Origin of the sequence: Klebsiella sp. JN_Kp126, from assembly GCF_033843325.1 — a bacterium.
Lineage (GTDB): Bacteria > Pseudomonadota > Gammaproteobacteria > Enterobacterales > Enterobacteriaceae > Klebsiella > Klebsiella michiganensis.
Genome location: NZ_JAWXQV010000040.1, coordinates 55,257 through 75,338, shown reverse-complemented (window position 1 = coordinate 75,338; position 20,082 = coordinate 55,257). Strand labels below are relative to the sequence as shown.

Annotated in this window: 18 protein-coding genes; 11 read left to right on the top strand and 7 right to left on the bottom strand. The window is 58.7% G+C overall.

Features of this window, described 5'->3' with window-relative positions; translation table 11 throughout:
- Positions 1-40: 40 nt before the first annotated feature.
- A complete protein-coding gene (locus SIK97_RS01400) occupies positions 41-349 on the top strand; it encodes a monooxygenase (RefSeq protein ID WP_014228233.1) in 309 nt (102 codons plus the stop codon).
- A gap of 123 nt (positions 350-472) precedes the next feature.
- Here SIK97_RS01400 and ybbP read toward each other — a convergent pair whose 3' ends face one another.
- Both ybbP and ybbA read right to left on the bottom strand, forming a co-directional pair.
- Positions 473-2,890, bottom strand: coding sequence for a putative ABC transporter permease subunit YbbP (gene ybbP / locus SIK97_RS01395; protein ID WP_032748326.1), 2,418 nt, complete (start codon positions 2,888-2,890; stop codon positions 473-475).
- On the bottom strand, positions 2,887-3,573 hold the full coding sequence (ybbA, locus tag SIK97_RS01390) for a putative ABC transporter ATP-binding protein YbbA (RefSeq protein ID WP_014228231.1): 687 nt from the start codon (positions 3,571-3,573) through the stop codon (positions 2,887-2,889). The genes ybbP and ybbA overlap by 4 nt, the downstream gene beginning before the upstream one ends.
- Between ybbA and tesA the strand changes: the two genes are divergently transcribed.
- The 3 genes from tesA to SIK97_RS01375 all read left to right on the top strand — a co-directional run bounded on the left by tesA (position 3,544) and on the right by SIK97_RS01375 (position 5,882).
- Entirely contained in the window at positions 3,544-4,167 is a 624-nt protein-coding gene (gene tesA, locus SIK97_RS01385; RefSeq protein ID WP_032748323.1) for a multifunctional acyl-CoA thioesterase I/protease I/lysophospholipase L1, read from the top strand. The two genes, ybbA and tesA, sit on opposite strands and share 30 nt — an antisense overlap.
- Positions 4,157-4,966 carry an SDR family oxidoreductase gene (locus tag SIK97_RS01380; protein WP_162557615.1) on the top strand — a complete coding sequence of 270 codons (810 nt, stop codon included), beginning with the start codon at positions 4,157-4,159 and terminating at the stop codon, positions 4,964-4,966. The genes tesA and SIK97_RS01380 overlap by 11 nt, the downstream gene beginning before the upstream one ends.
- A gap of 61 nt (positions 4,967-5,027) precedes the next feature.
- The gene (locus SIK97_RS01375; protein ID WP_014228228.1) at positions 5,028-5,882 is read left to right on the top strand and encodes a co-chaperone YbbN; all 855 of its coding nucleotides are present in this window, start codon (positions 5,028-5,030) and stop codon (positions 5,880-5,882) included.
- A 108-nt stretch (positions 5,883-5,990) separates the two neighbouring features.
- On the opposite strand, the gene fetB is transcribed toward SIK97_RS01375, so the two are convergent.
- Both fetB and fetA read right to left on the bottom strand, forming a co-directional pair.
- Positions 5,991-6,773: an iron efflux ABC transporter permease subunit FetB gene (gene fetB / locus SIK97_RS01370; protein ID WP_004129987.1), complete on the bottom strand. Its 783-nt coding sequence runs from the start codon at positions 6,771-6,773 to the stop codon at positions 5,991-5,993.
- Positions 6,760-7,440: an iron efflux ABC transporter ATP-binding subunit FetA gene (fetA, locus tag SIK97_RS01365; RefSeq protein WP_004848402.1), complete on the bottom strand. Its 681-nt coding sequence runs from the start codon at positions 7,438-7,440 to the stop codon at positions 6,760-6,762. The genes fetB and fetA overlap by 14 nt, the downstream gene beginning before the upstream one ends.
- Positions 7,441-7,576: 136 nt before the next feature.
- Between fetA and SIK97_RS01360 the strand changes: the two genes are divergently transcribed.
- The gene (locus SIK97_RS01360) at positions 7,577-8,494 is read left to right on the top strand and encodes an SPFH domain-containing protein (RefSeq protein ID WP_004129981.1); all 918 of its coding nucleotides are present in this window, start codon (positions 7,577-7,579) and stop codon (positions 8,492-8,494) included.
- Positions 8,491-8,955: an NfeD family protein gene (locus SIK97_RS01355; RefSeq protein WP_032748316.1), complete on the top strand. Its 465-nt coding sequence runs from the start codon at positions 8,491-8,493 to the stop codon at positions 8,953-8,955. The genes SIK97_RS01360 and SIK97_RS01355 overlap by 4 nt, the downstream gene beginning before the upstream one ends.
- Here SIK97_RS01355 and cueR read toward each other — a convergent pair.
- Positions 8,952-9,362, bottom strand: coding sequence for a Cu(I)-responsive transcriptional regulator (gene cueR / locus SIK97_RS01350; RefSeq protein ID WP_014228223.1), 411 nt, complete (start codon positions 9,360-9,362; stop codon positions 8,952-8,954). The genes SIK97_RS01355 and cueR overlap by 4 nt on opposite strands.
- A gap of 106 nt (positions 9,363-9,468) precedes the next feature.
- Between cueR and copA the strand changes: the two genes are divergently transcribed.
- The 3 genes from copA (at position 9,469) to ybaK (ending at position 13,497) form a co-directional block, all read left to right on the top strand.
- Positions 9,469-11,970, top strand: coding sequence for a copper-exporting P-type ATPase CopA (gene copA, locus SIK97_RS01345; RefSeq protein WP_032748314.1), 2,502 nt, complete (start codon positions 9,469-9,471; stop codon positions 11,968-11,970).
- A 51-nt stretch (positions 11,971-12,021) separates the two neighbouring features.
- Entirely contained in the window at positions 12,022-12,816 is a 795-nt protein-coding gene (locus SIK97_RS01340; protein WP_032748312.1) for a TraB/GumN family protein, read from the top strand.
- 201 nt (positions 12,817-13,017) lie between these two features.
- Positions 13,018-13,497: a Cys-tRNA(Pro)/Cys-tRNA(Cys) deacylase YbaK gene (gene ybaK, locus SIK97_RS01335; protein ID WP_014228216.1), complete on the top strand. Its 480-nt coding sequence runs from the start codon at positions 13,018-13,020 to the stop codon at positions 13,495-13,497.
- 128 nt (positions 13,498-13,625) lie between these two features.
- On the opposite strand, the gene ushA is transcribed toward ybaK, so the two are convergent.
- Positions 13,626-15,278, bottom strand: coding sequence for a bifunctional UDP-sugar hydrolase/5'-nucleotidase UshA (gene ushA, locus SIK97_RS01330; protein WP_014228215.1), 1,653 nt, complete (start codon positions 15,276-15,278; stop codon positions 13,626-13,628).
- Positions 15,279-15,441: 163 nt separating this feature from the next.
- Between ushA and SIK97_RS01325 the strand changes: the two genes are divergently transcribed.
- The gene (locus SIK97_RS01325) at positions 15,442-16,662 is read left to right on the top strand and encodes an MFS transporter (protein WP_004848370.1); all 1,221 of its coding nucleotides are present in this window, start codon (positions 15,442-15,444) and stop codon (positions 16,660-16,662) included.
- A 357-nt stretch (positions 16,663-17,019) separates the two neighbouring features.
- Positions 17,020-18,696, top strand: a complete 1,677-nt coding sequence (ybaL, locus tag SIK97_RS01320; protein WP_032748305.1) for a YbaL family putative K(+) efflux transporter — start codon at positions 17,020-17,022, stop codon at positions 18,694-18,696.
- Between the two features lie 43 nt (positions 18,697-18,739).
- On the opposite strand, the gene SIK97_RS01315 is transcribed toward ybaL, so the two are convergent.
- Positions 18,740-20,044: an inosine/guanosine kinase gene (locus SIK97_RS01315; RefSeq protein ID WP_004137947.1), complete on the bottom strand. Its 1,305-nt coding sequence runs from the start codon at positions 20,042-20,044 to the stop codon at positions 18,740-18,742.
- Positions 20,045-20,082: the final 38 nt, after the last annotated feature.

Below are 20,082 nucleotides of genomic sequence, written 5' to 3'. Positions count from 1 at the left end.
AATGGTCTATTACCGCGCAAACATCATCCATGGAGGAAGTATGTCGAAAAAACTACTGCAGCTGCACTTTGCCTTTAACGGTCCCTTCGGCAGCGAGATGTCCCGTCAGCTCGTGGAGCTGGCCGAGTCCATCAATCAGGAGCCGGGTTTTATCTGGAAGGTCTGGACGGAAAGCGAAAAAAATCAGGAGGCGGGCGGGATCTATCTTTTTGCGAATGAAGAAACCGCGCTCGCTTATCTCAACAAGCACACCGCGCGCCTGAAATCTCTCGGCGTAAACGAGGTTATCTGCAAAATTTTCGATGTTAATGAGCCGCTCACCGCGCTGAACCACGGTCATCTGCAATAGCAACGCGCATCCGTACCGGGTAACCCCCCGGGTTGCGGCTGACGCCTTACCCGGGCTACTTTCCCGCATACAGTGACCCCCCCGGGTGGCGGATAACGCCTTACCCGGGCTACATAGCTAACCCTATCCCTGACTAAACTGGCGGAACAGCGCCTTACCTTTCAGCAGACGCAGCCCCAGCCAGCCGCCGCACAGCGACAGCAGTATCGCCCCGCAGAGCGGCAGCATCACCCACAGCCGCCAGTCCGGAGACCACGGGAAGTCAAAGATTTTGCTTTGCAGCAGCGCCAGCGCCACCTCAGCGCCAATCGCCGCCACGACGCCGGACACCACGCCCAGCAGCGCGAACTCCGCCCACAGCGTGGTGCGCAGCAGAGACTTCCCGGCCCCCAGCGTGCGCCAGACCACCAGCTCCTGATAACGCTGACGCATCCCGACCTGTACCTGCGCCAGCAGCAGCAAAACGCCGCAGGCGGTCACCAGAATCACCATCACCTCAAGCGCGCGGCTTACCTGGGTCAGCACCTGGCCAATCTGCTGCAAAATCGCGCCGATATCCAGCAGGCTGACGGTGGGGAATTCGCGGTTGAGCTGCGTGAGCATCCCGTTGCCGTTATCCCAGCGGAAGCTGGTCAGCCAGCTTTGCGGCTGGCCGTCGAGCGCCCCCTGAGGGAAGATAAAGAAGAAGTTCGGCCGCAGGCTCTCCCAGTCGACTTTACGCACGCTGGACACCTTCGCGCTAAAGTCCTGAGTATCCCCGGTAAAGGTCACGCTATCGCCGAGCTTGACGCCCAGACGCTGCGCCAGCCCCTCTTCAATCGACACCTCGCCCGACTTCGGCGGCCAGCTACCGGCAACCAGCGGATTATGATCCGGACGCTCGCGGCTCCAGGTGAGGTTAAGCTCCCGGTTCAGGGCTTCATCTTTATTGCCCTCCGTCACCTGACCGTTAATTTGCGTCAGGCGGGCGCGCACGATGGGGTAGAACTCGGTGGCGCGGGTCTGATGTTCGGCGAGGAAGGTTTTCACCGGCACCACCTGCTCCGGCGCGATGTTAATCAGGAAATAGTTAGGACTTTCCGGCGGCAGCTGCTGCTGCCAGCGGTCAAGCAGATCGCCGCGCAGCACCAGTAGCAGCGCCAGCAGCATAAACGACAGCGAAAAGGCCGCCAGCTGGCTCAGGGTCGACCACGGCTGACGCAGCAGACGGTTCACCGCCAGGCGCAGCGGCAGCGCTTTTAACGTCAAACGCTTCAGTAGCCACAGAACGCCCCATCCCGCCAGGCCGCACAGCAGCGCCAGCACCACGGCGCCCGCCAGCACCGCCCATAGCAGGGGGCTGCCGCCCATCAGCAGCGCCAGCAGGGCTACCACCACCGCGCACACCACTGGAATATAGATCGTCAGCGGCCAGACGTTGGCGACGACATCCTGGCGCAGCACCCGCAGCGGCAGCGTCGCCAGCAGCAGTCTATAAGGACGCAGCCCGACCAGCAGGGAAATCACCACCATCGCGCCGATCGCCCACAGCCACGGCCAGCCGCTCGCCGCCGGCAGCGCCGCCGGGAGCACCGGCTTAAGCATCAGCAGCAGAATATGCTCCAGCCCGACGCCCATCGCCCCGCCGGCAACCACCGCCAGCGCCAGCAGCATCAGCCACTGGCCGACAATCAGCTTGCGCAGCTGCGCCCGCCCGGCGCCGAGGGTTTTAAGGATCGCCACCAGATCGTAACGACTGCGGCAGTAATGACTCATCGCCACCGCCACCGCGGCGACCGCCAGCAGCAGCGTTAACAGCGCCGACAGCAGCAAAAACTGCTGCGAGCGCTCCAGCGATTTACCCAGCGCGCTGTCATCCTGCTCCAGGCCGATCCAGCGATGTTCAGGCCCCAGCTTCGGCAGCAGCCACTTTTCGTAGTCCGCCAGCTGCTGCGGGGTTCCGGCATACTTATAGCGCCAGGAGACGCGGCTCCCGGGCTGCACCGCGCCGGTTTTCGCCACGTCTGCGGTATTCATCATCAGCCGCGGCGCCATCTGGAAGGGGTTAAATCCGGCATCCGGCTCCTGTATCACCTCGCCGGCAATGCGCAGCGTGGCGTCGCCCACGTCGATGGTGTCGCCGGTTTTCAGATTCAGCAGCGCCATTAATCGCGGCGCCAGCAGCACGGTGCCGGCGTGCGGCTTCAGCCCCGGCGGCTGGGTCTGCAGCTGACCATATAGCGGATAGGTGTCGTCAACCGCTTTGACGTCCGCCAGCTGCGGCGTATCGCCGGAAAACGTCATAGTGGCGAAGCTCAGCTGTTCGCCGACGGTTAAACCAAGGCGACGCGCTTCGTCAATCCATGCGCCTGGGACTTCGCGCGAGCTGCGCAGCGTGCGGTCGCCGGCCATAAATTCCCGGCTCTGCTGGCTGAGTCCTTTCTCCATGCGGTCGCTTATCGAGCCCAGCGCCAGCACGCAGGCCACCGCCAGGCTCAGCGCCAGCCAGACGATCAGCAGCGACGGCGAGCGCCATTCGCGCCAGAACCAGCGGGCGATCATGCTTCCTCCCGCAGCTGGCCATCCACCAGCCTCAGCCGTCGGTCGCAGCGCGCCGCCAGCAGCGGGTCGTGGGTGACGAGGATCAGCGTGGTGCCGTGCTCGCGGTTCAGCGAGAACAGCAGGTCGGCGATTTTATCCCCGGTGTGACGGTCGAGGTTGCCGGTGGGTTCATCGGCGAACAGCAGCTCCGGACGGCCGTTAAACGCGCGCGCCAGCGCGACCCGCTGCTGCTCGCCGCCGGAGAGCTGTACCGGCAGGTGATGCAGGCGTTTGCCCAGCCCCAGCTGCTCCAGCAGCGCCCGGGCGCTGCCGCGGCTCTGGCTATCGCTTTCGCCGCGCAGCAGCGCCGGAAGCTCAACGTTTTCCAGCGCATTGAGGGTGGGTATCAGCATAAAAGATTGAAACACAAAGCCGACGTGCTTAGCGCGCAGCTTCGCCCGCGCCTCTTCGTCCATCTGGTGCAGCGGCTGTCCGAGCAGCGAAACCTCCCCGCTGCTGCCGTCGTCCAGCCCGGCGAGGATCGCCAGCAGCGTCGATTTACCGGACCCCGACTCGCCAATCAGGGCGATGGTCTGCCCCTGTTTGACAACCAGCTCAACTCCGGTAAGGATGGAAAGCTGATGCTCACCCTGACCGACGGATTTCTTAAGACGATGAACTTCAAGTATGTTTTCCGCTGGCATTTGCCTTTCCTGTTTCTGGTCCTGTTTACCTGCCGCGCGATGGCGGCCGACACGCTGTTGGTTCTCGGCGACAGTCTGAGCGCCGGTTATCGCATGGCGGGCAATACCGCCTGGCCTGCGCTGCTTAACGATAAGTGGCAGACCAAAACGCCGGTGGTTAACGCCAGCATCAGCGGCGATACCTCGCAGCAGGGGCTGGCAAGGCTGCCGGCTCTGCTTAAGCAGCATCAGCCGCGCTGGGTGCTGGTAGAGCTGGGCGGTAACGACGGGCTGCGCGGTTTCCCGCCGCAGCAGACGGAGCAGACGCTGCGTACCATTATTGCGCATATCAAAGCGGCGAACGCCCAGCCGCTGCTGATGCAAATTCGCCTGCCCGCCAACTATGGCCGCCGTTATAATGAAGCCTTTAGCGCAATTTATCCGGCACTGGCCAAAGAGTTTGATATTCCTCTGCTGCCCTTTTTTATGGAAGAGGTTTATCTGAAACCGCAGTGGATGCAGGACGATGGAATTCACCCTAATCGCGACGCCCAGCCGTTTATCGCCGACTGGATGGCGACGCGTTTGGCTCCCTTAGTTAATCATGACTCCTGATAACAGCGAGTCATTTGCAGGTAAAGTTATGCAAAAATCGGTTTTAGTTACAGGATGTTCCAGCGGAATTGGTCTTGAAAGCGCCCTTGATTTAAAGCGCCAGGGCTTTAACGTGCTGGCCGCCTGCCGCAAAGCGGAAGATGTCGCACGGATGCAGGAGCTGGGGCTGACCGGTGTGTTGCTGGATCTTGACGATCCGCAGAGCGTTGAACGCGCCGCCGCCGAGGTGATTGCCCTGACCGACAACCGCCTGTACGGCCTGTTTAACAACGCGGGCTACGGCGTCTACGGCCCGCTGCCGACCATCAGCCGCCAGCAGATGGAGCAGCAGTTTTCCGCCAACTTTTTCGGCGTCCATCAGCTAACGATGCTGCTGCTTCCGGCGATGGAGCCGCACGGCGAAGGGCGTATTGTGATGACCTCATCGGTGATGGGAATTATCTCCAGCCCCGGCCGCGGCGCCTATGCCGCCAGCAAATTCGCGCTGGAAGCCTGGTCAGACGCGCTGCGCATGGAGCTGCGCCACAGCGGAATTAAGGTCATCCTGATTGAGCCGGGCCCGATCCACACCCGCTTCACCAACAACGTCAACCAGACCCAGACCGATAAGCCGGTGGAAAACCCCGGCATCGCCGCCCGCTTTACTCTCGGGCCGGAAGCGGTGGTGGAAAAAGTGCGCCATGCTTTTGTCAGCGATAAACCGAAGCTGCGCTACCGGGTCACTCTGGTGGCGCATGCGGTCGCCCTGCTGAAACGCCTGCTGCCGACCCGCGCGATGGACAAAATTATCCAGGGCTAAGTTGAAGCGCCTGCCGTCGCCCCCATATATCTATACAAATATCGATTAAAGAGACTTGCTCATGTCCGCACAGAATATTGTCAATATTACCGAAGCTAACCTACACCAGACGCTACAGCAGTCCGCGACAACGCCGGTGCTGTTCTATTTCTGGTCCGCGCGCAGCCAACATTGCGAGCAGTTGACGCCGGTACTGGAGAGCCTCGCCGCCCAGTACAACGGCCTGTTTACCCTCGCTAAAGTTGACTGCGATGCCGAACAAATGCTGGCTTCGCAGTTTGGCCTGCGCGCAATCCCTACGGTTTACCTGTTCCAGAACGGTCAGCCGGTCGACGGCTTCGAAGGCCCGCAGCCGGAAGAAGCGGTGCGCGCGCTGCTGGATAAGTTCCTGCCGCGCGAAGAGGAGCTCAAAGCGCAGCAGGCGCTGGCGCTGATGGAGGAAGAGAACTACGCCGAAGCGCTGCCGCTGCTGAAAGACGCCTGGCAACTGTCGAACCAGGAGAGCCAGATTGGCCTGCTGCTGGCGGAAACGCTGATTGCCCTCCACCGTTCCGATGAAGCGGAAACGGTGCTGAAAACCGTGCCGCTGCAGGATCAGGATACCCGCTATCAGGGACTGGTGGCGCAGATCGAGCTGCTGAAAAAAGCCGCCGACACGCCGGAAATTCAGCAGCTGCAGCAGCAGGTAGAGCAGAACCCGGAAGACGCGGCGCTGGCCTCCCAGCTGGCATTACAGCTGCATCAGGTGGGGCGTAACGAAGAGGCGCTGGCGCTGCTGTTCAGCCATCTGCAAAAAGATTTAGGCGCCGGAAACGGCGAGGTTCGCAAGCTGCTGCAGGAGATCCTCTCCGCCCTCGGCACCGGCGACGCGCTGGCCGCGAAGTACCGCCGCCAGCTCTACTCTCTGCTTTATTAATCGTAAATAACCCGGCTCGCGCTGCGCTTAGCCGGGCTACAGGTTCTCCGCCGTCAGCGGGACGGTAGCCCGGGCAGGCGCGTTCAGCGCCGCCTCCGGGGAAAAAACTTACGCGCGTTTTTTCAGCTGCGTCACCACCAGCTGATGGCGAGCATTAAAGAACTTCAGGTAGGTCAGATACCCGGCGATAATCGTTGACAGGCTGGCGGTCGACAGCAGCATAAACGTCACCATAATCTGGTACTTAATCGCTTTTACCGGATCAATCCCGGCGAAAATCAGCCCCGACATCATCCCCGGCAGGCTCACCAGCCCCACCGTTTTCGCCGAATCTACCGTCGGGATCAGCGCGGCGCGAATGCTATCGCGGATAAGCCTTGCGGAAGCCATCTTCGGCGTCGCGCCCAGGCTCAGCTTCTCCTGGATCTGCTGCTGCTCGCTGCTGAAGCGCTGCCCCATGTTGTTGTAGCACAGCCCGACCGCCACCATCGCGTTACCGGCCACCATCCCGGCAATCGGAATCACCTGCATCGGCACAAACGCAATCGATCCGGAAAAAACCAGCACCGCCAGGGTTAACCCGGCGCCGGTGGTTATCGCGATAAACGAAGAAACAAAGGCTTTATCGATATATTTGCTGCGCTTTTTCGCATTCCACGCCGCGTTAAAGCAGATAAACAGCACCATCAGCAGCGTCAGCACGGCGTGATTAACGTTAAAGATATATTTCAGCACATAGCCGACGATAATCAGTTGCACAATCGCCCGGCAGATACTCCAGATAATATCTTTTTCCAGCGCCAGCTTTTCCCGGTAGCTGACCACGATCGCCACCAGCACCAGAACCATGGAGAGCGCCAGCGATTCGTTAGTAATATTATGCCCGTTCATTTTTTTTCTCCTCCTGCGCTTTTCCGCCGGCAGGCTTTAGGGTAATCACTTCATCCGCATGGGCAATTTCATTGCTATCGTGAGTGACCCACAGAACGGCGATATTTTTTTCGGTCGTGTAGCGATGGATAATCTCATTCACGTTTTTTTTATTGCTCTCGTCCAGCGCGCTGGTAATTTCATCGAGCAGCAGCACCTGCGGTAAAAACTGCAGATTGCGAATCAACGAAACTCGCTGCTTTTCCCCGCCCGAAAGTTCATTGATTGACTTTTCCAGCGTATTCTCCGCCAGCCCGAAGCGCAGCAGATCGGCGACCAGCGCGTTGGGATCCGGCTGTTGATGACGGATCTGCCACGGGAAGACCAGGTTGTCATACACTGAATCGCCGAACAGCGCCGGGGTTTGCGCGCAGTAGGAAACCTGCTGACGATAGGTTTCCGGCGTTAAGTCATTAATGTTTTTACCGGCGAAGAAAATGCTTCCCGCGGTGGGGCTCAGCAGCGAAGCGATTATTTTTAATAACGTGCTTTTTCCGCAGCCGGAAGGGCCGGTAATCAGCTTAAATTCCCCTGCCCTGAGCTGAAAACTCATCTCATTAAGGATGGTCACTCCATCGGCCTGAAAACCCACATTGTCCAGGCGCAAAATAGCGTTACTTTCGGTCATTATTATTCCCAGTTTTTCGACAACGCCTCTAGTTTACTCCACTTTTCTTTCACCCGGATGCGCGGAAAGATATACTCTGGTTAAACGCGCGCCACTCTCCCGGCGCATCAACAGGCAACAAGACAGGAGGTTTTTGATGCTGATTTTTATCCCCATTCTTATTTTCGTCGCGCTGGTTATCGTCGGAGCGGCGGTAAAAATCGTTCCTCAGGGCTACCAGTGGACGGTAGAGCGCTTTGGCCGCTATACGCAAACGCTGCAGCCCGGGATGAGCCTGGTGGTGCCCTTTATGGATCGTATCGGGCGCAAAATTAATATGATGGAGCAGGTGCTCGATATCCCTTCGCAGGAGGTGATTTCGCGCGATAACGCCAACGTCACCATTGATGCGGTGTGCTTTATTCAGGTTATCGACGCGCCGAAAGCCGCCTATGAAGTCAGCAACCTCGAGCTGGCGATTATCAACCTGACCATGACCAACATTCGTACCGTGCTGGGCTCCATGGAGCTGGACGAAATGCTCTCCCAGCGCGACAGCATCAACACCCGCCTGCTGCATATTGTCGATGAAGCGACCAACCCGTGGGGCATCAAAATCACCCGCGTTGAGATCCGCGACGTACGCCCGCCGGCGGAGCTTATCGCCTCAATGAACGCCCAGATGAAAGCCGAGCGCACCAAGCGCGCCTATATTCTTGAGGCCGAAGGGATACGTCAGGCGGAAATTTTAAAAGCCGAGGGCGAGAAGCAGTCGCAGATCCTCAAAGCCGAAGGCGAGCGTCAGTCGGCGTTTTTACAGGCAGAGGCGCGCGAACGTTCCGCGGAAGCGGAAGCGCGCGCTACGCAGATGGTCTCATCCGCTATCGCTTCCGGCGACATTCAGGCCATCAACTACTTTGTCGCGCAGAAATATACCGATGCGCTGCAGCAAATTGGCGCGGCCAACAACAGCAAAGTGGTGCTGATGCCGCTCGATGCCAGCAGCCTGATGGGCTCCATCGCCGGGATCGGCGAGCTGCTTAAAGAAGGCGCTGGCGCGCAGAAAAAATCATGATCGCGCTGATTCTCGCCCACCCGCATATTTTCTGGCTCAGCCTCGGCGGGCTGCTGCTGGCGGCGGAAATGCTCGGCGGCAACGGTTATCTGCTGTGGAGCGGCATTGCCGGCGTCGTAACCGGGCTGCTGGTCTGGATGCTGCCGTTGAGCTGGGAGTGGCAGGGTACGCTGTTTGCCGTCCTGACTCTGCTGGCGGCCTGGCTGTGGTCGCGCTGGCTGCGTAACCGCGTTAAGCGCCAGAAGCCGGCGGACGCTCAGCTTAATCAGCGCGGGCAGCAGCTGCTTGGCCGCCGCTTTACGCTGGAAACGGCGCTGGTTAACGGCCGCGGACACGTCCGCGTGGGCGACAGTTCATGGCCGGTTATTGCCGATGACGACCTCGCGGCGGGCAGCAAGGTTGAAGTGGTCGCCGTCGAGGGGATTACGCTGCGGATCAGGGAGCTCCCTAACGGCCGCTAGGCCTGCGCCTTGCGGTGACAGCAGCCTGAGAGATTATCGATGATCGGGCAATCCGCGCTGTCATCGCCGGGGCAGGAGTCCGCCAGCGCCAGCAGCTGCGTACGCATGCCCTGCAGCTCGCTGATATGCCGCTCAATTTCCGCGACTTTCTCCAGCGTCCGGCGTTTCACGTCGGCGCTGTGCCGCGAGGGATCGTTGAACAGGAATATCAGCTCGCGACACTCTTCCAGATTAAACCCCACCTGGCGCGCCTGGCGCAGCAGGGTCAGTTCATCCAGATGCTGCTGGCTGTAGCTGCGGTAGCCGTTTTCGCTACGCAGCGGCGGCGTCACCAGCCCCTTCTCCTCGTAAAAACGGATCGCTTTGCTGGTTAAACCGGTCTTTTTCGCCACATCGCTAATATTCATCTTTCCCCCTTGACCTTCCCCTTGCTGGAAGGTTTAACCTTGTTAATACTCGATGAAAGAGTGTGTTCGGTCAATCATTAACCGGAAATTTATTCAGGAGTTATGTATGTCTACCACTATCGACCTCGCGCTTGATGGCCTCTCCTGCGGTCACTGCGTTAAACGGGTGAAAGAGAGTCTGGAGCAGCGTCCCGACGTTGAGCAGGCGGAAGTCACCGTTACCGAAGCCCACGTCACGGGCAGCGCCAGCGCGGAAGCGCTGATTGAGACCATTAAACAGGCCGGATACGGCGCGGAGCTCAGCCACCCAAAGGCTAAACCGCTGGCAGAATCATCAATCCTGCCGGAAGCGCTGACAGCGGCCACCTCTGAGCTTCCGGCAGCCCGTGACGAAGATGACAGCCAGCAGCTGTTAATCAACGGCATGAGCTGCGCCAGCTGCGTATCCCGGGTACAACACGCGCTCGCCGCGGTGCCTGGCGTCTCGCAGGCGCGGGTCAACCTGGCGGAACGCACTGCGCTGGTGATGGGCAGCGCGTCCGCCGCAGAATTAGTCCAGGCCGTAGAGAAAGCGGGCTACGGCGCGGAAGCTATCGAAGACGACCTCGAACGCCGCGAGCGCCAGCAGGAAACCGCCGTCGCCACAATGAAGCGCTTCCGCTGGCAGGCTATCGTCGCCCTGCTGGTCGGTATCCCGGTCATGGGCTGGGGAATGATCGGCGACAATATGATGGTCAGCGATGATAACCGCTCCCTGTGGCTGGCTATCGGTGTTGTCACCCTGGCGGTGATGGTCTTTGCCGGCGGCCATTTCTACCGCAGCGCGTGGAAAAGCCTGAAAAACGGCACCGCGACCATGGATACTCTGGTAGCGCTGGGTACCGGCGTCGCCTGGCTCTATTCAATGAGCGTCAACCTGTGGCCGCAGTGGTTTCCGATGGAAGCCCGCCACCTTTATTATGAAGCCAGCGCGATGATTATCGGTCTGATTAACCTGGGCCATATGCTGGAAGCCCGCGCGCGCCAGCGCTCTTCGAAAGCGCTGGAAAAACTGCTCGATTTAACCCCGCCGTCAGCGAAGGTGGTCACCGACGAAGGCGAAAAAGATCTGCCGCTGGCTGAGGTTCAGGCGGGAATGATCCTGCGTCTGACCACCGGCGATCGCGTACCGGTCGACGGCGTCATTAGCCAGGGCGAAGCCTGGTTCGATGAAGCGATGCTCACCGGCGAGCCGGTGCCGCAGCAAAAAGGCGACGGTGACGCCGTTCATGCCGGGACCGTAGTGCAGGACGGCAGCGTACTGTTTACCGCCAGCGCCGTCGGCAGTCAAACCACCCTGGCGCGCATTATCCGCATGGTGCGCCAGGCGCAGAGCAGTAAACCTGAAATCGGCCAGCTGGCGGACAAAATCTCCGCCGTGTTCGTCCCGGCGGTTGTGGCGATAGCCCTGTTCAGCGCCGCGATCTGGTACTTTTTTGGCCCGGCGCCGCAAATTGTCTATACCCTGGTGATCGCCACCACGGTGCTGATTATCGCCTGTCCGTGCGCCCTGGGGCTGGCAACGCCGATGTCGATTATCTCCGGCGTGGGCCGCGCGGCGGAGTACGGCGTACTGGTGCGCGACGCCGATGCGCTGCAGCGCGCCAGCACTCTCGATACGCTGGTCTTTGATAAAACCGGTACCCTGACCGAGGGTAAACCGCAGGTGGTGGCGATAAAAACCTTTACCGCCATGGATGAGTCCACCGCTCTGCGTCTGGCGGCGTCTCTGGAGCAAGGTTCCAGCCACCCGCTGGCGCGCGCCATTCTCGACAAAGCCGCGGACCAACGCCTGCCTGCGGTAGAAAACTTCCGCACGCTGCGCGGGCTGGGGGTCAGCGGCGAAGCCGAAGGCCGCCGTCTGCTGCTCGGCAACCAGGCGCTGCTTAATGAGCACAAGATTGCAACGGCTGAAATAGAAGACGACATGACCGCCCAGGCGTCACAGGGTGCCACGCCGGTGCTGCTGGCGGTAGATGGTCAGGCGGCGGCGCTGTTCGCCATCCGCGATCCGCTGCGCGAAGATAGCGTGGCGGCATTAGCCAGGCTGCACCGCCAGGGCTATCGTCTGGTGATGCTGACCGGAGATAACCCCACCACCGCCAAAGCTATCGCCAAAGAGGCGGGCATTGATGAGGTGATTGCCGGGGTGCTGCCGGACGGGAAAGCCGATGCGATTAAGCGCCTGCAAAGCGAAGGGCATCAGGTGGCGATGATCGGCGACGGTATCAACGATGCGCCCGCGCTGGCGCAGGCCGATGTGGGGATCGCCATGGGCGGCGGCAGCGATGTCGCCATTGAGACGGCGGCGATTACCCTGATGCGCCATAGCCTGAACGGCGTTGCCGATGCGCTGGACATCGCCAAAGCCACGCTGCGTAATATGAAGCAGAACCTGCTGGGGGCATTTGTTTATAACTCGCTGGGCATTCCGATTGCCGCCGGGATCCTGTGGCCGCTGACCGGCACGCTGCTCAACCCGGTGGTGGCGGGCGCGGCCATGGCGCTCTCTTCGATTACCGTTGTGAGCAACGCCAACCGCCTGCTGCGCTATAAGCCGAAAGAGTAGATGTTGTATCCCATACGCGCTAGCATGAAGCCTTCACTTCATGGAGCACGTATGGGCCTGTTAAACCGAATAAAAATGCTGTGGCAAGCCGCCGTCGGCTCGTCTTATTCCTGGCCCGCGCTGGATATCACCCTGCCCGGCGAGCGCTATCTGCACCTGGTCGGCAGTATTCATATGGGCACCCGCGACATGTCGCCGCCGCCCGCCCGGCTGTTAAAAAAGATCCGCCAGGCCGATGCGCTGATTGTGGAAGCGGATATTAGCGGCAGCGAAACGCCATTCAGCAACCTCCCCTCCTGTCCGCCGCTGGCGGAACGCCTGAGCCCATCCCAGCTTGCTGAACTGCAAGATCGTGCGGGAGAAATGGGGCTGTCCATCGCGCTGTTCGACAGCCAGCCGCTGTGGCAGGTGGCGATGGTATTGCAGGCGACTCAGGCGCAAAAACTGGGGCTCAGGGCGGATTACGGCATTGATTATCAGCTATTGATGGCGGCGCGCGAGAGCCATATCCGCGTGATGGAGCTGGAGGGGGCCGATAGACAGATAGCGCTGCTGCGGGATCTGCCCGACGGCGGCCTGGCGCTGCTGGAGGATACCCTCACCCACTGGCGCACGAATGCGCGTCTGCTGCAGGTGATGATCGGCTGGTGGCTGGAGCAGCCGCCGTCAACGGGCGCAACCTCGCTGCCGACAACGTTTAGCCAGTCGCTGTATGATGTGCTGATGCATCAGCGCAATCTCGCCTGGCGCGAAACGCTGCTGGCGCTGCCGCCGGGGCGCTACGTGGTTGCCGTAGGGGCGCTTCATTTGTACGGGGAAGGAAATCTGCCGGACATGCTGACGTAAAAAAATGGCCAATATTGCTATTGGCCCGTCAAAGAGGAATTTCATCATTATTATTATTCCGGGGTTCGCGCCCCGGATCGTCTGATTGTCGCTCAAAGTGACCATCACTGCCAATACTATTGCGCAAGATGATACTATTTTTTAGACAGCCGTCGGGCGTATGCTTATGTCACATTAAATCGGTTGGTAAGAAGGATAACGATGACTCCCGCCGTAAAATTACTCGAAAAAAACAAAATTAGTTTTCACATTCACAGCTACGATCACGATCCGAACGAAACCAATTTTGGCGATGAGGTGGTGCGTAAGCTGGGGCTCAACGCGGACCAGGTCTATAAAACGCTGCTGGTCGCCGTCAACGGCGACATGAAGCATCTGGCCGTAGCGGTGACGCCGGTAGCGGGTCAGCTGGATTTGAAAAAGGTGGCGAAGGCTTTAGGCGCTAAGAAAGTCGATATGGCAGACCCGATGGTCGCACAGCGGGTCACCGGCTATCTGGTGGGCGGGATCAGCCCGCTTGGACAGAAAAAACGCCTGCCGACGGTGATTGACGCACCGGCCCAGTCGTTTGCCACCATCTATATTTCCGGCGGCAAACGCGGGCTGGATATTGAGCTGGCGGCCAGCGATCTGGCGAAGATCCTTGAGGCAAAATTCGCCGATATCGCGCGTCGCGATTAATTGACGGTTTTTCGTCAGAGGACACTCCCGGAGGCGGCGCTGACGCGCCTTGTCCGGGCTACCAAATCCAAAACCGCTTAGACCTGAAGCCCCGGTGAGCGCAGCGCCACCGGGGAGTCGCTCGGACGTTACTGCCAGCTCACCTCGCCTTTCGGCTCATAGGCCGCCGCGTCCAGCGGTGAGTTTTTCTGGATATACTCTTTCAGCACTTCGGCATCGATAAAGCCGGTATTCACATAGCCGGGCCTGGTATCGATATGCGGGTAGCCGTCGCCGCCGGTGGCGTTAAAGCTCAGGGTCGCCATACGGTAGGTCTTCGCCGGATCGACCGGTTCGCCTTTGATGGTCAAATTATTAAGCTTACCGTCTTTGGCCACAAAACCGACGTTGGCAAACTGCGGATAGGCGCCAGAATCGGGCTTCATCTGCGCCACGGCGGTCAGATACTCCGTCACTTCCTTACCGCTCATATCGACATACACCAGCACGTTGCCGAAAGGCTGTACCTTCATCACGTCTTTATAGGTGATATCGCCCGCTTCAATCGAATCACGCACTCCGCCGCCGCTCATCACAGCGAAATCGGCATTGCTGCGCGCCATTTGCGCCGCCAGCAGCAGACGTCCCATATTGGTTTGCACAAAACGCACTTTGCTGCGATCGCCCTCCAGGTGCGCGTTTACGCTACCGATTTTGACCTGCAGCTGCGCTTTGCCCTTATTCTGGAACGGCGTCAGCAGGGAGAGCATCTGCGGATTTTCGGCGATTTGCGGCGTATAGAGCACGCGCTCGCTCTCGCCGTTGTCGTAAGTGACCTTTTTCTTCAGGTTGACCGGGATCAGCTGATAGTGCACCAGCTTCATTTCGCCGTTGCGGAATTCGAAGTCGGCGCGGCCCACATATTTGCCCCACTCATGGGCCTGGACGATCCAGATACCGTTCTGCTTGTCCGGCGCGCACGGGCTGCCCGGAACGTAATCCACCTGTTTTTTATTCTCAGAGGCCATGCATACCGGGTCCTGCGAGTGGCCGCCGACGATCATCGCCAGCGAACCTGCCGGCAGGCTGCGCGCCATCTCGACGTCGCCCGGCGCATTCGAGCCGTGGGCGCCGTTGTCATAATGGCCCATGTGGGTGGTGGCCAGAATGACGTCCGGTTTTTCATTCTGCTGCAGCTCCTGGATAACGAGTTTGGCCTCTTCCGCCGGTTTGCGGAACTCGATATCCGTAAAAAACTCAGGGTTACCAATTTTGGCCGTATCGTCGGTCGTCAGGCCGATAACCGCAATATTCAGCCCGCCGCGTTTGAACAGCGCCCACGGCTTAAACAGACGCTCGCCGGTGCTTTTCTGGTAAATATTGGCGGAGAGGAACGGGAACTTCGCCCATTTTTCCTGCTGACGCAGTACGCTAAGGGGATTATCAAACTCGTGATTGCCTACCGCCATCGCATCATAGCCAATCAGGTTCATCCCGCGAAAATCGGGTTCCGCGTCCTGTAAGTCGGATTCCGGCACGCCGGTGTTGATATCGCCGCCGGATAACAGCAGCACGCTGCCGCCCTCTGCCGCCACCTCTTTGCGAATGCCGTCCACCAGCGTTTTTTGTGCCGACAGCCCGTATTCGCCGTAGTCGCTGCGCCAGAAGTGGCCATGATGATCGTTAGTATGCAGGATGGTAATTTTATAGGTTTTATCCTGCTCATAGGCCTGCGCAGACAGGCTCCCCAGCGATAACGCCGTGAATAGCGCCAGCGCAACGCCTTGCTTCATAAAGTGCATATTTCTCTCCCTGACGAAATGACAAGTGCCGAAAGTATAGCGAGTTAGCCGATTAGACAAATATGTTTTCAGAATTGCGACTTCCTTCAAACCTTAGGGGCAGGTATGTTAGGCAGATAATAATTCCACCTGCATCCTCTATAAAAAATACTTAAGCGAACCTATGGCAATGAATCAGACCGCACAACCCTTATCCGGCCCTGCTGCTGCGCCGCAAAAAGCACGCACCTCGTTTCGCATTCTCGGCGCTATCAGCCTCTCGCATTTGCTAAACGATATGATCCAATCGCTTATTCTGGCTATCTACCCGCTGCTGCAGGCCGAGTTTTCGCTGACCTTTGTGCAGATAGGGATGATTACCCTAACCTTCCAGTTGGCCTCCTCGCTGCTGCAGCCGGTCGTGGGCTATCTGACCGACAAACACCCGATGCCGTGGTCGCTACCGATAGGCATGTGCTTTACCTTAAGCGGTCTGGTGCTGCTGGCGATTTCCGGGAGCTTCGGGATGGTTCTGCTGGCTGCCGCGCTGGTCGGTACCGGCTCTTCGGTCTTTCACCCGGAGTCTTCACGCGTGGCGCGAATGGCCTCCGGCGGTCGCCATGGCCTGGCGCAGTCGATATTCCAGGTCGGCGGCAACTTTGGCAGTTCGTTAGGCCCGCTGCTTGCGGCCCTGATTATCGCGCCCTACGGCAAAGGTAACGTTGGCTGGTTTGTCCTGGCGGCGCTGCTGGCGATCGTCGTGCTGGCGCAGATCAGCCGCTGGTATGCCGCTCAGCACCGTATGAACAAAGGTAAACCCAAAGCGGTCATTGTCAATCCATTGCCGAAAAACAAAGTCATTCTGGCGGTTAGCATTCTTTTGCTGCTGATTTTCTCAAAATACTTCTATATGGCGAGCATCAGCAGCTATTACACCTTTTATCTGATGCAAAAGTTTGGATTATCGGTGCAAAACGCGCAGTTTCATCTGTTTGCTTTCCTTTTTGCCGTCGCGGCGGGAACGGTGATTGGCGGGCCTGTAGGCGATAAGATTGGGCGCAAATATGTTATTTGGGGGTCTATCCTTGGCGTAGCGCCGTTTACTCTTGTTTTACCCTACGCATCGCTGGAATGGACCGGCATTTTAACGGTGATAATTGGTTTTATCCTCGCGTCGGCTTTTTCCGCCATTCTGGTCTACGCTCAGGAGCTGTTGCCGGGGCGGATCGGCATGGTTTCTGGTTTGTTCTTCGGATTCGCTTTTGGCATGGGTGGCCTTGGCGCCGCGGTTCTGGGGCTGTTAGCTGACCATACCAGTATCGAGCTGGTCTATAAAATCTGCGCTTTCCTGCCTCTTATCGGCATCCTGACGATATTTCTGCCTAACAACCACCAAAAGTCCTGATTCTTCGGCAGCCAAAGTGTAACTTTGGCTGCCGCAATCCCTTACTCCACCAGCATTACCCCGTATAAGCTGCTGCCATTTTGCGGTCCGTGCTTTTTTGCATGCCAATTCCATCTTTTTGCAAAATTCAACGATTATTCATAAACAAAACCGCTGAAATTGTCATAAACTATTATTCGGTTTTTTGGTTTTATACCCTAAATAATTCAAGTTGCAGGAAGGCGGCGACGCAGGGAATCCCCTGGAGCTTACTGAAGTAAGTGACTGGGGTGAGCGAGGAAAGCCAACGCCCATGCAAATTGAAGTATGACGGGTATATGCCGAAAATGGATCAGCTCACCACTGCAAGGAGACGGAATGCACCACGCAACACCGCTGATCACCACCATTGTCGGCGGCCTTGTGCTCGCCTTTATTCTCGGCATGATTGCCAATAAGCTACGTATTTCTCCTCTGGTGGGATATTTATTAGCGGGCGTGCTGGCCGGACCTTTTACCCCAGGTTTCGTTGCTGATACCAAGCTGGCGCCGGAGCTGGCCGAGCTTGGCGTGATCCTGCTGATGTTCGGCGTGGGTCTGCATTTCTCCTTAAAAGATTTGATGGCGGTCAAGGCCATCGCTATTCCGGGGGCTATCGCCCAGATCGCCGTGGCAACGCTGTTGGGTATGGCGCTCTCTGCCATGCTGGGCTGGTCGTTAATGACCGGGATCGTTTTTGGTCTGTGTCTTTCTACCGCCAGTACCGTGGTGCTGCTGCGCGCGCTGGAAGAACGACAGCTTATTGATAGCCAGCGGGGGCAAATCGCCATCGGCTGGCTGATTGTGGAAGATCTGGTGATGGTGCTGACGCTGGTGCTGCTGCCGGCGGTCGCCAGCATGACGGAGAAAGGCGACGTTGGCCTGGCTACCCTGGCCCTCGATATGGGCATTACCATCGGTAAAGTCGTTGCCTTTATCGCCATTATGATGCTGGTCGGCCGCCGCCTGGTGCCGTGGATTATGTCACGCAGCGCGGCAACCGGCTCGCGCGAGCTGTTTACGCTGTCGGTTCTGGCGTTAGCGCTCGGCATCGCCTTCGGCGCCGTTGAGCTGTTTGACGTCTCCTTCGCCCTCGGCGCCTTTTTCGCCGGTATGGTGCTCAATGAATCCGAGCTCAGCCATCGCGCGGCCCACGATACCCTGCCGCTGCGCGACGCCTTCGCCGTACTGTTCTTTGTTTCCGTGGGAATGCTGTTTGACCCGATGATCCTGCTCGATCAGCCGCTGGCGGTGCTGGCGACGCTGGTCATCATTATTTTCGGTAAATCGGCTGCCGCCTTCTTCCTGGTACGAATGTTCGGCCACTCGCCGCGCACCGCGCTGACCATTGCCGCCAGCCTGGCGCAAATCGGTGAATTTGCTTTTATTCTCGCAGGACTAGGAATGGCGCTGGGTCTGCTGCCGCAGGCCGGGCAAAACCTGGTGCTTGCCGGCGCCATTATCTCCATCATGCTCAACCCGGTCCTGTTTACCCTGCTGGAAAAATATCTCGATAAAACGGAGACGCTGGACGAACAGACGCTGGAAGAAGTGATTGAAGATGAGAAACAGATCCCCGTCGATATCTGTAACCACGCGCTGCTGGTCGGTTTCGGTCGCGTCGGGAGCCTGCTCGGTGAAAAACTGATGGCGCAGGGCGTGCCGCTGGTGGTTATCGAAACCTCGCGTACCCGCGTTGACGAACTGCGCGCACGCGGTATTCGCGCGGTATTAGGCAACGCCGCCAATGAAGAGATTATGAATCTGGCGCATCTTGACTGCGCCCGCTGGCTGCTGCTGACCATCCCTAACGGCTATGAAGCCGGGGAAATCGTGGCTTCCGCGCGCGAGAAGTGCCCGAATATCGAGATCATCGCGCGCGCCCACTACGACGATGAAGTGGAGTATATCGTTGAACGCGGCGCCAACCAGGTGGTGATGGGCGAGCGGGAAATCGCCCGCGCCATGCTGCAGCTGCTCGAAACGCCGCCAGCAGGCGAGCTTATTACCGGTTAATGCTTCCGGCCCCGACTTCTCGGGGCCGGCTTTACTTACCGGCTTAGCGATCCCAGTAGGCCTCTTCCAGGCTATCTTCACGCTCCGGCAGGCCGCGGGTCAGACGCGGCGAGTGCTGGTTCAGCACCTGATAGCTCACGCGGTTAGCGTATTTACACACCTGCGCCAGCGAGGAATAGGTCAGCCACTTGCACTTGTGCTTGCTGGAGTTCGGCACGTTGTTGCGATGATAGTTATTGGCGGTGATATCATGCAGCAGCGCCGCCAGCGCGCCGTCGCCCGCGCCGTTGGTATTCATGATCTTCTCCGGCCCGCCCATATAGGGTGCGATATGCGAATAAATACGCAGCGGATTTTCGCAATCCTGATGGCGCATCGCGCGGCTGAATTCATACTGGTTAAACTCGGCAATCGCGCCCGGCAGCAGCGGATGCTGCGTTTTGCGCTTAGCCTCATCCTCGGTAAAACTGGCCATATACAGCCCGGCAGGCCCGGCGGTGCACAGTACCAGGTCAACCCACTCCAGCGCCTTGTCGGAAGCCAGCAGCGGATCGGATAGTCCGGTCAGCGCTTCCGCCTCCTCTTCGTTCATCGCCAGAATAGAGACGTGCTCCTTGAGGAACGCCTGCCACCACGCCGGATTATCGGCGATAACGTATTTGGTCCCCAGAGTCAGGACCACCGGTACATCGTGCTTTTTCGCATATGCGATGGCCTGCATCGTCGCGTCCGGCATCGGCTCGCCCGGCTTGCAGCGCACGAGATAGGAGGTCAGCACCAGCGCGGAGGCGCCGGCAATGACGCTTTCCGGAATGCTTTCCGGACGGAGCTTGTTCATATGCCCGGGGCTGATCGCAAAGGTGCGCTCGCCGGAGTCGCTAATCAGCGTAAAGCAGCGCCCAATCGCCCCATCCACCCCCTGCAGGTAGTTCAGATCGGTACGGCTGGAGGTGTTGCACAGGTAGCGGTAGGCGTAGCCGCCGATTTCAATATTGCTGCACATGACGCCAAGCAGAACCGAACGGTCATCCGCCAGCACCGAGTAGTTATGCATGGTGTTACCGATGGTGCCGCCGGCAAACTGGTGGGTAATCAGGTCATTGCGAACCAGTTCCTGATACAGCGCTTCGGCGACATCGTCTTCAATCACCAGCGAATGCCCGGCGCTCAGGCCGTAGCGTACGATAAACGCCTCATCCACTTTCGCTTCGATATCGACCAGGGTTTGATCGATACCGACCACCCAGGCGACGTTAGACTCATTGTCCGGCTGAATTTGCTGCAGCAGCGGATCGCGAGCGTTGACGGGAAAATAGTGTTTGGATTTGCGTTTACCGGGAAATTTCATAGTGGCGATTTATTGACAGTGAACAAGCGGGGAATAGT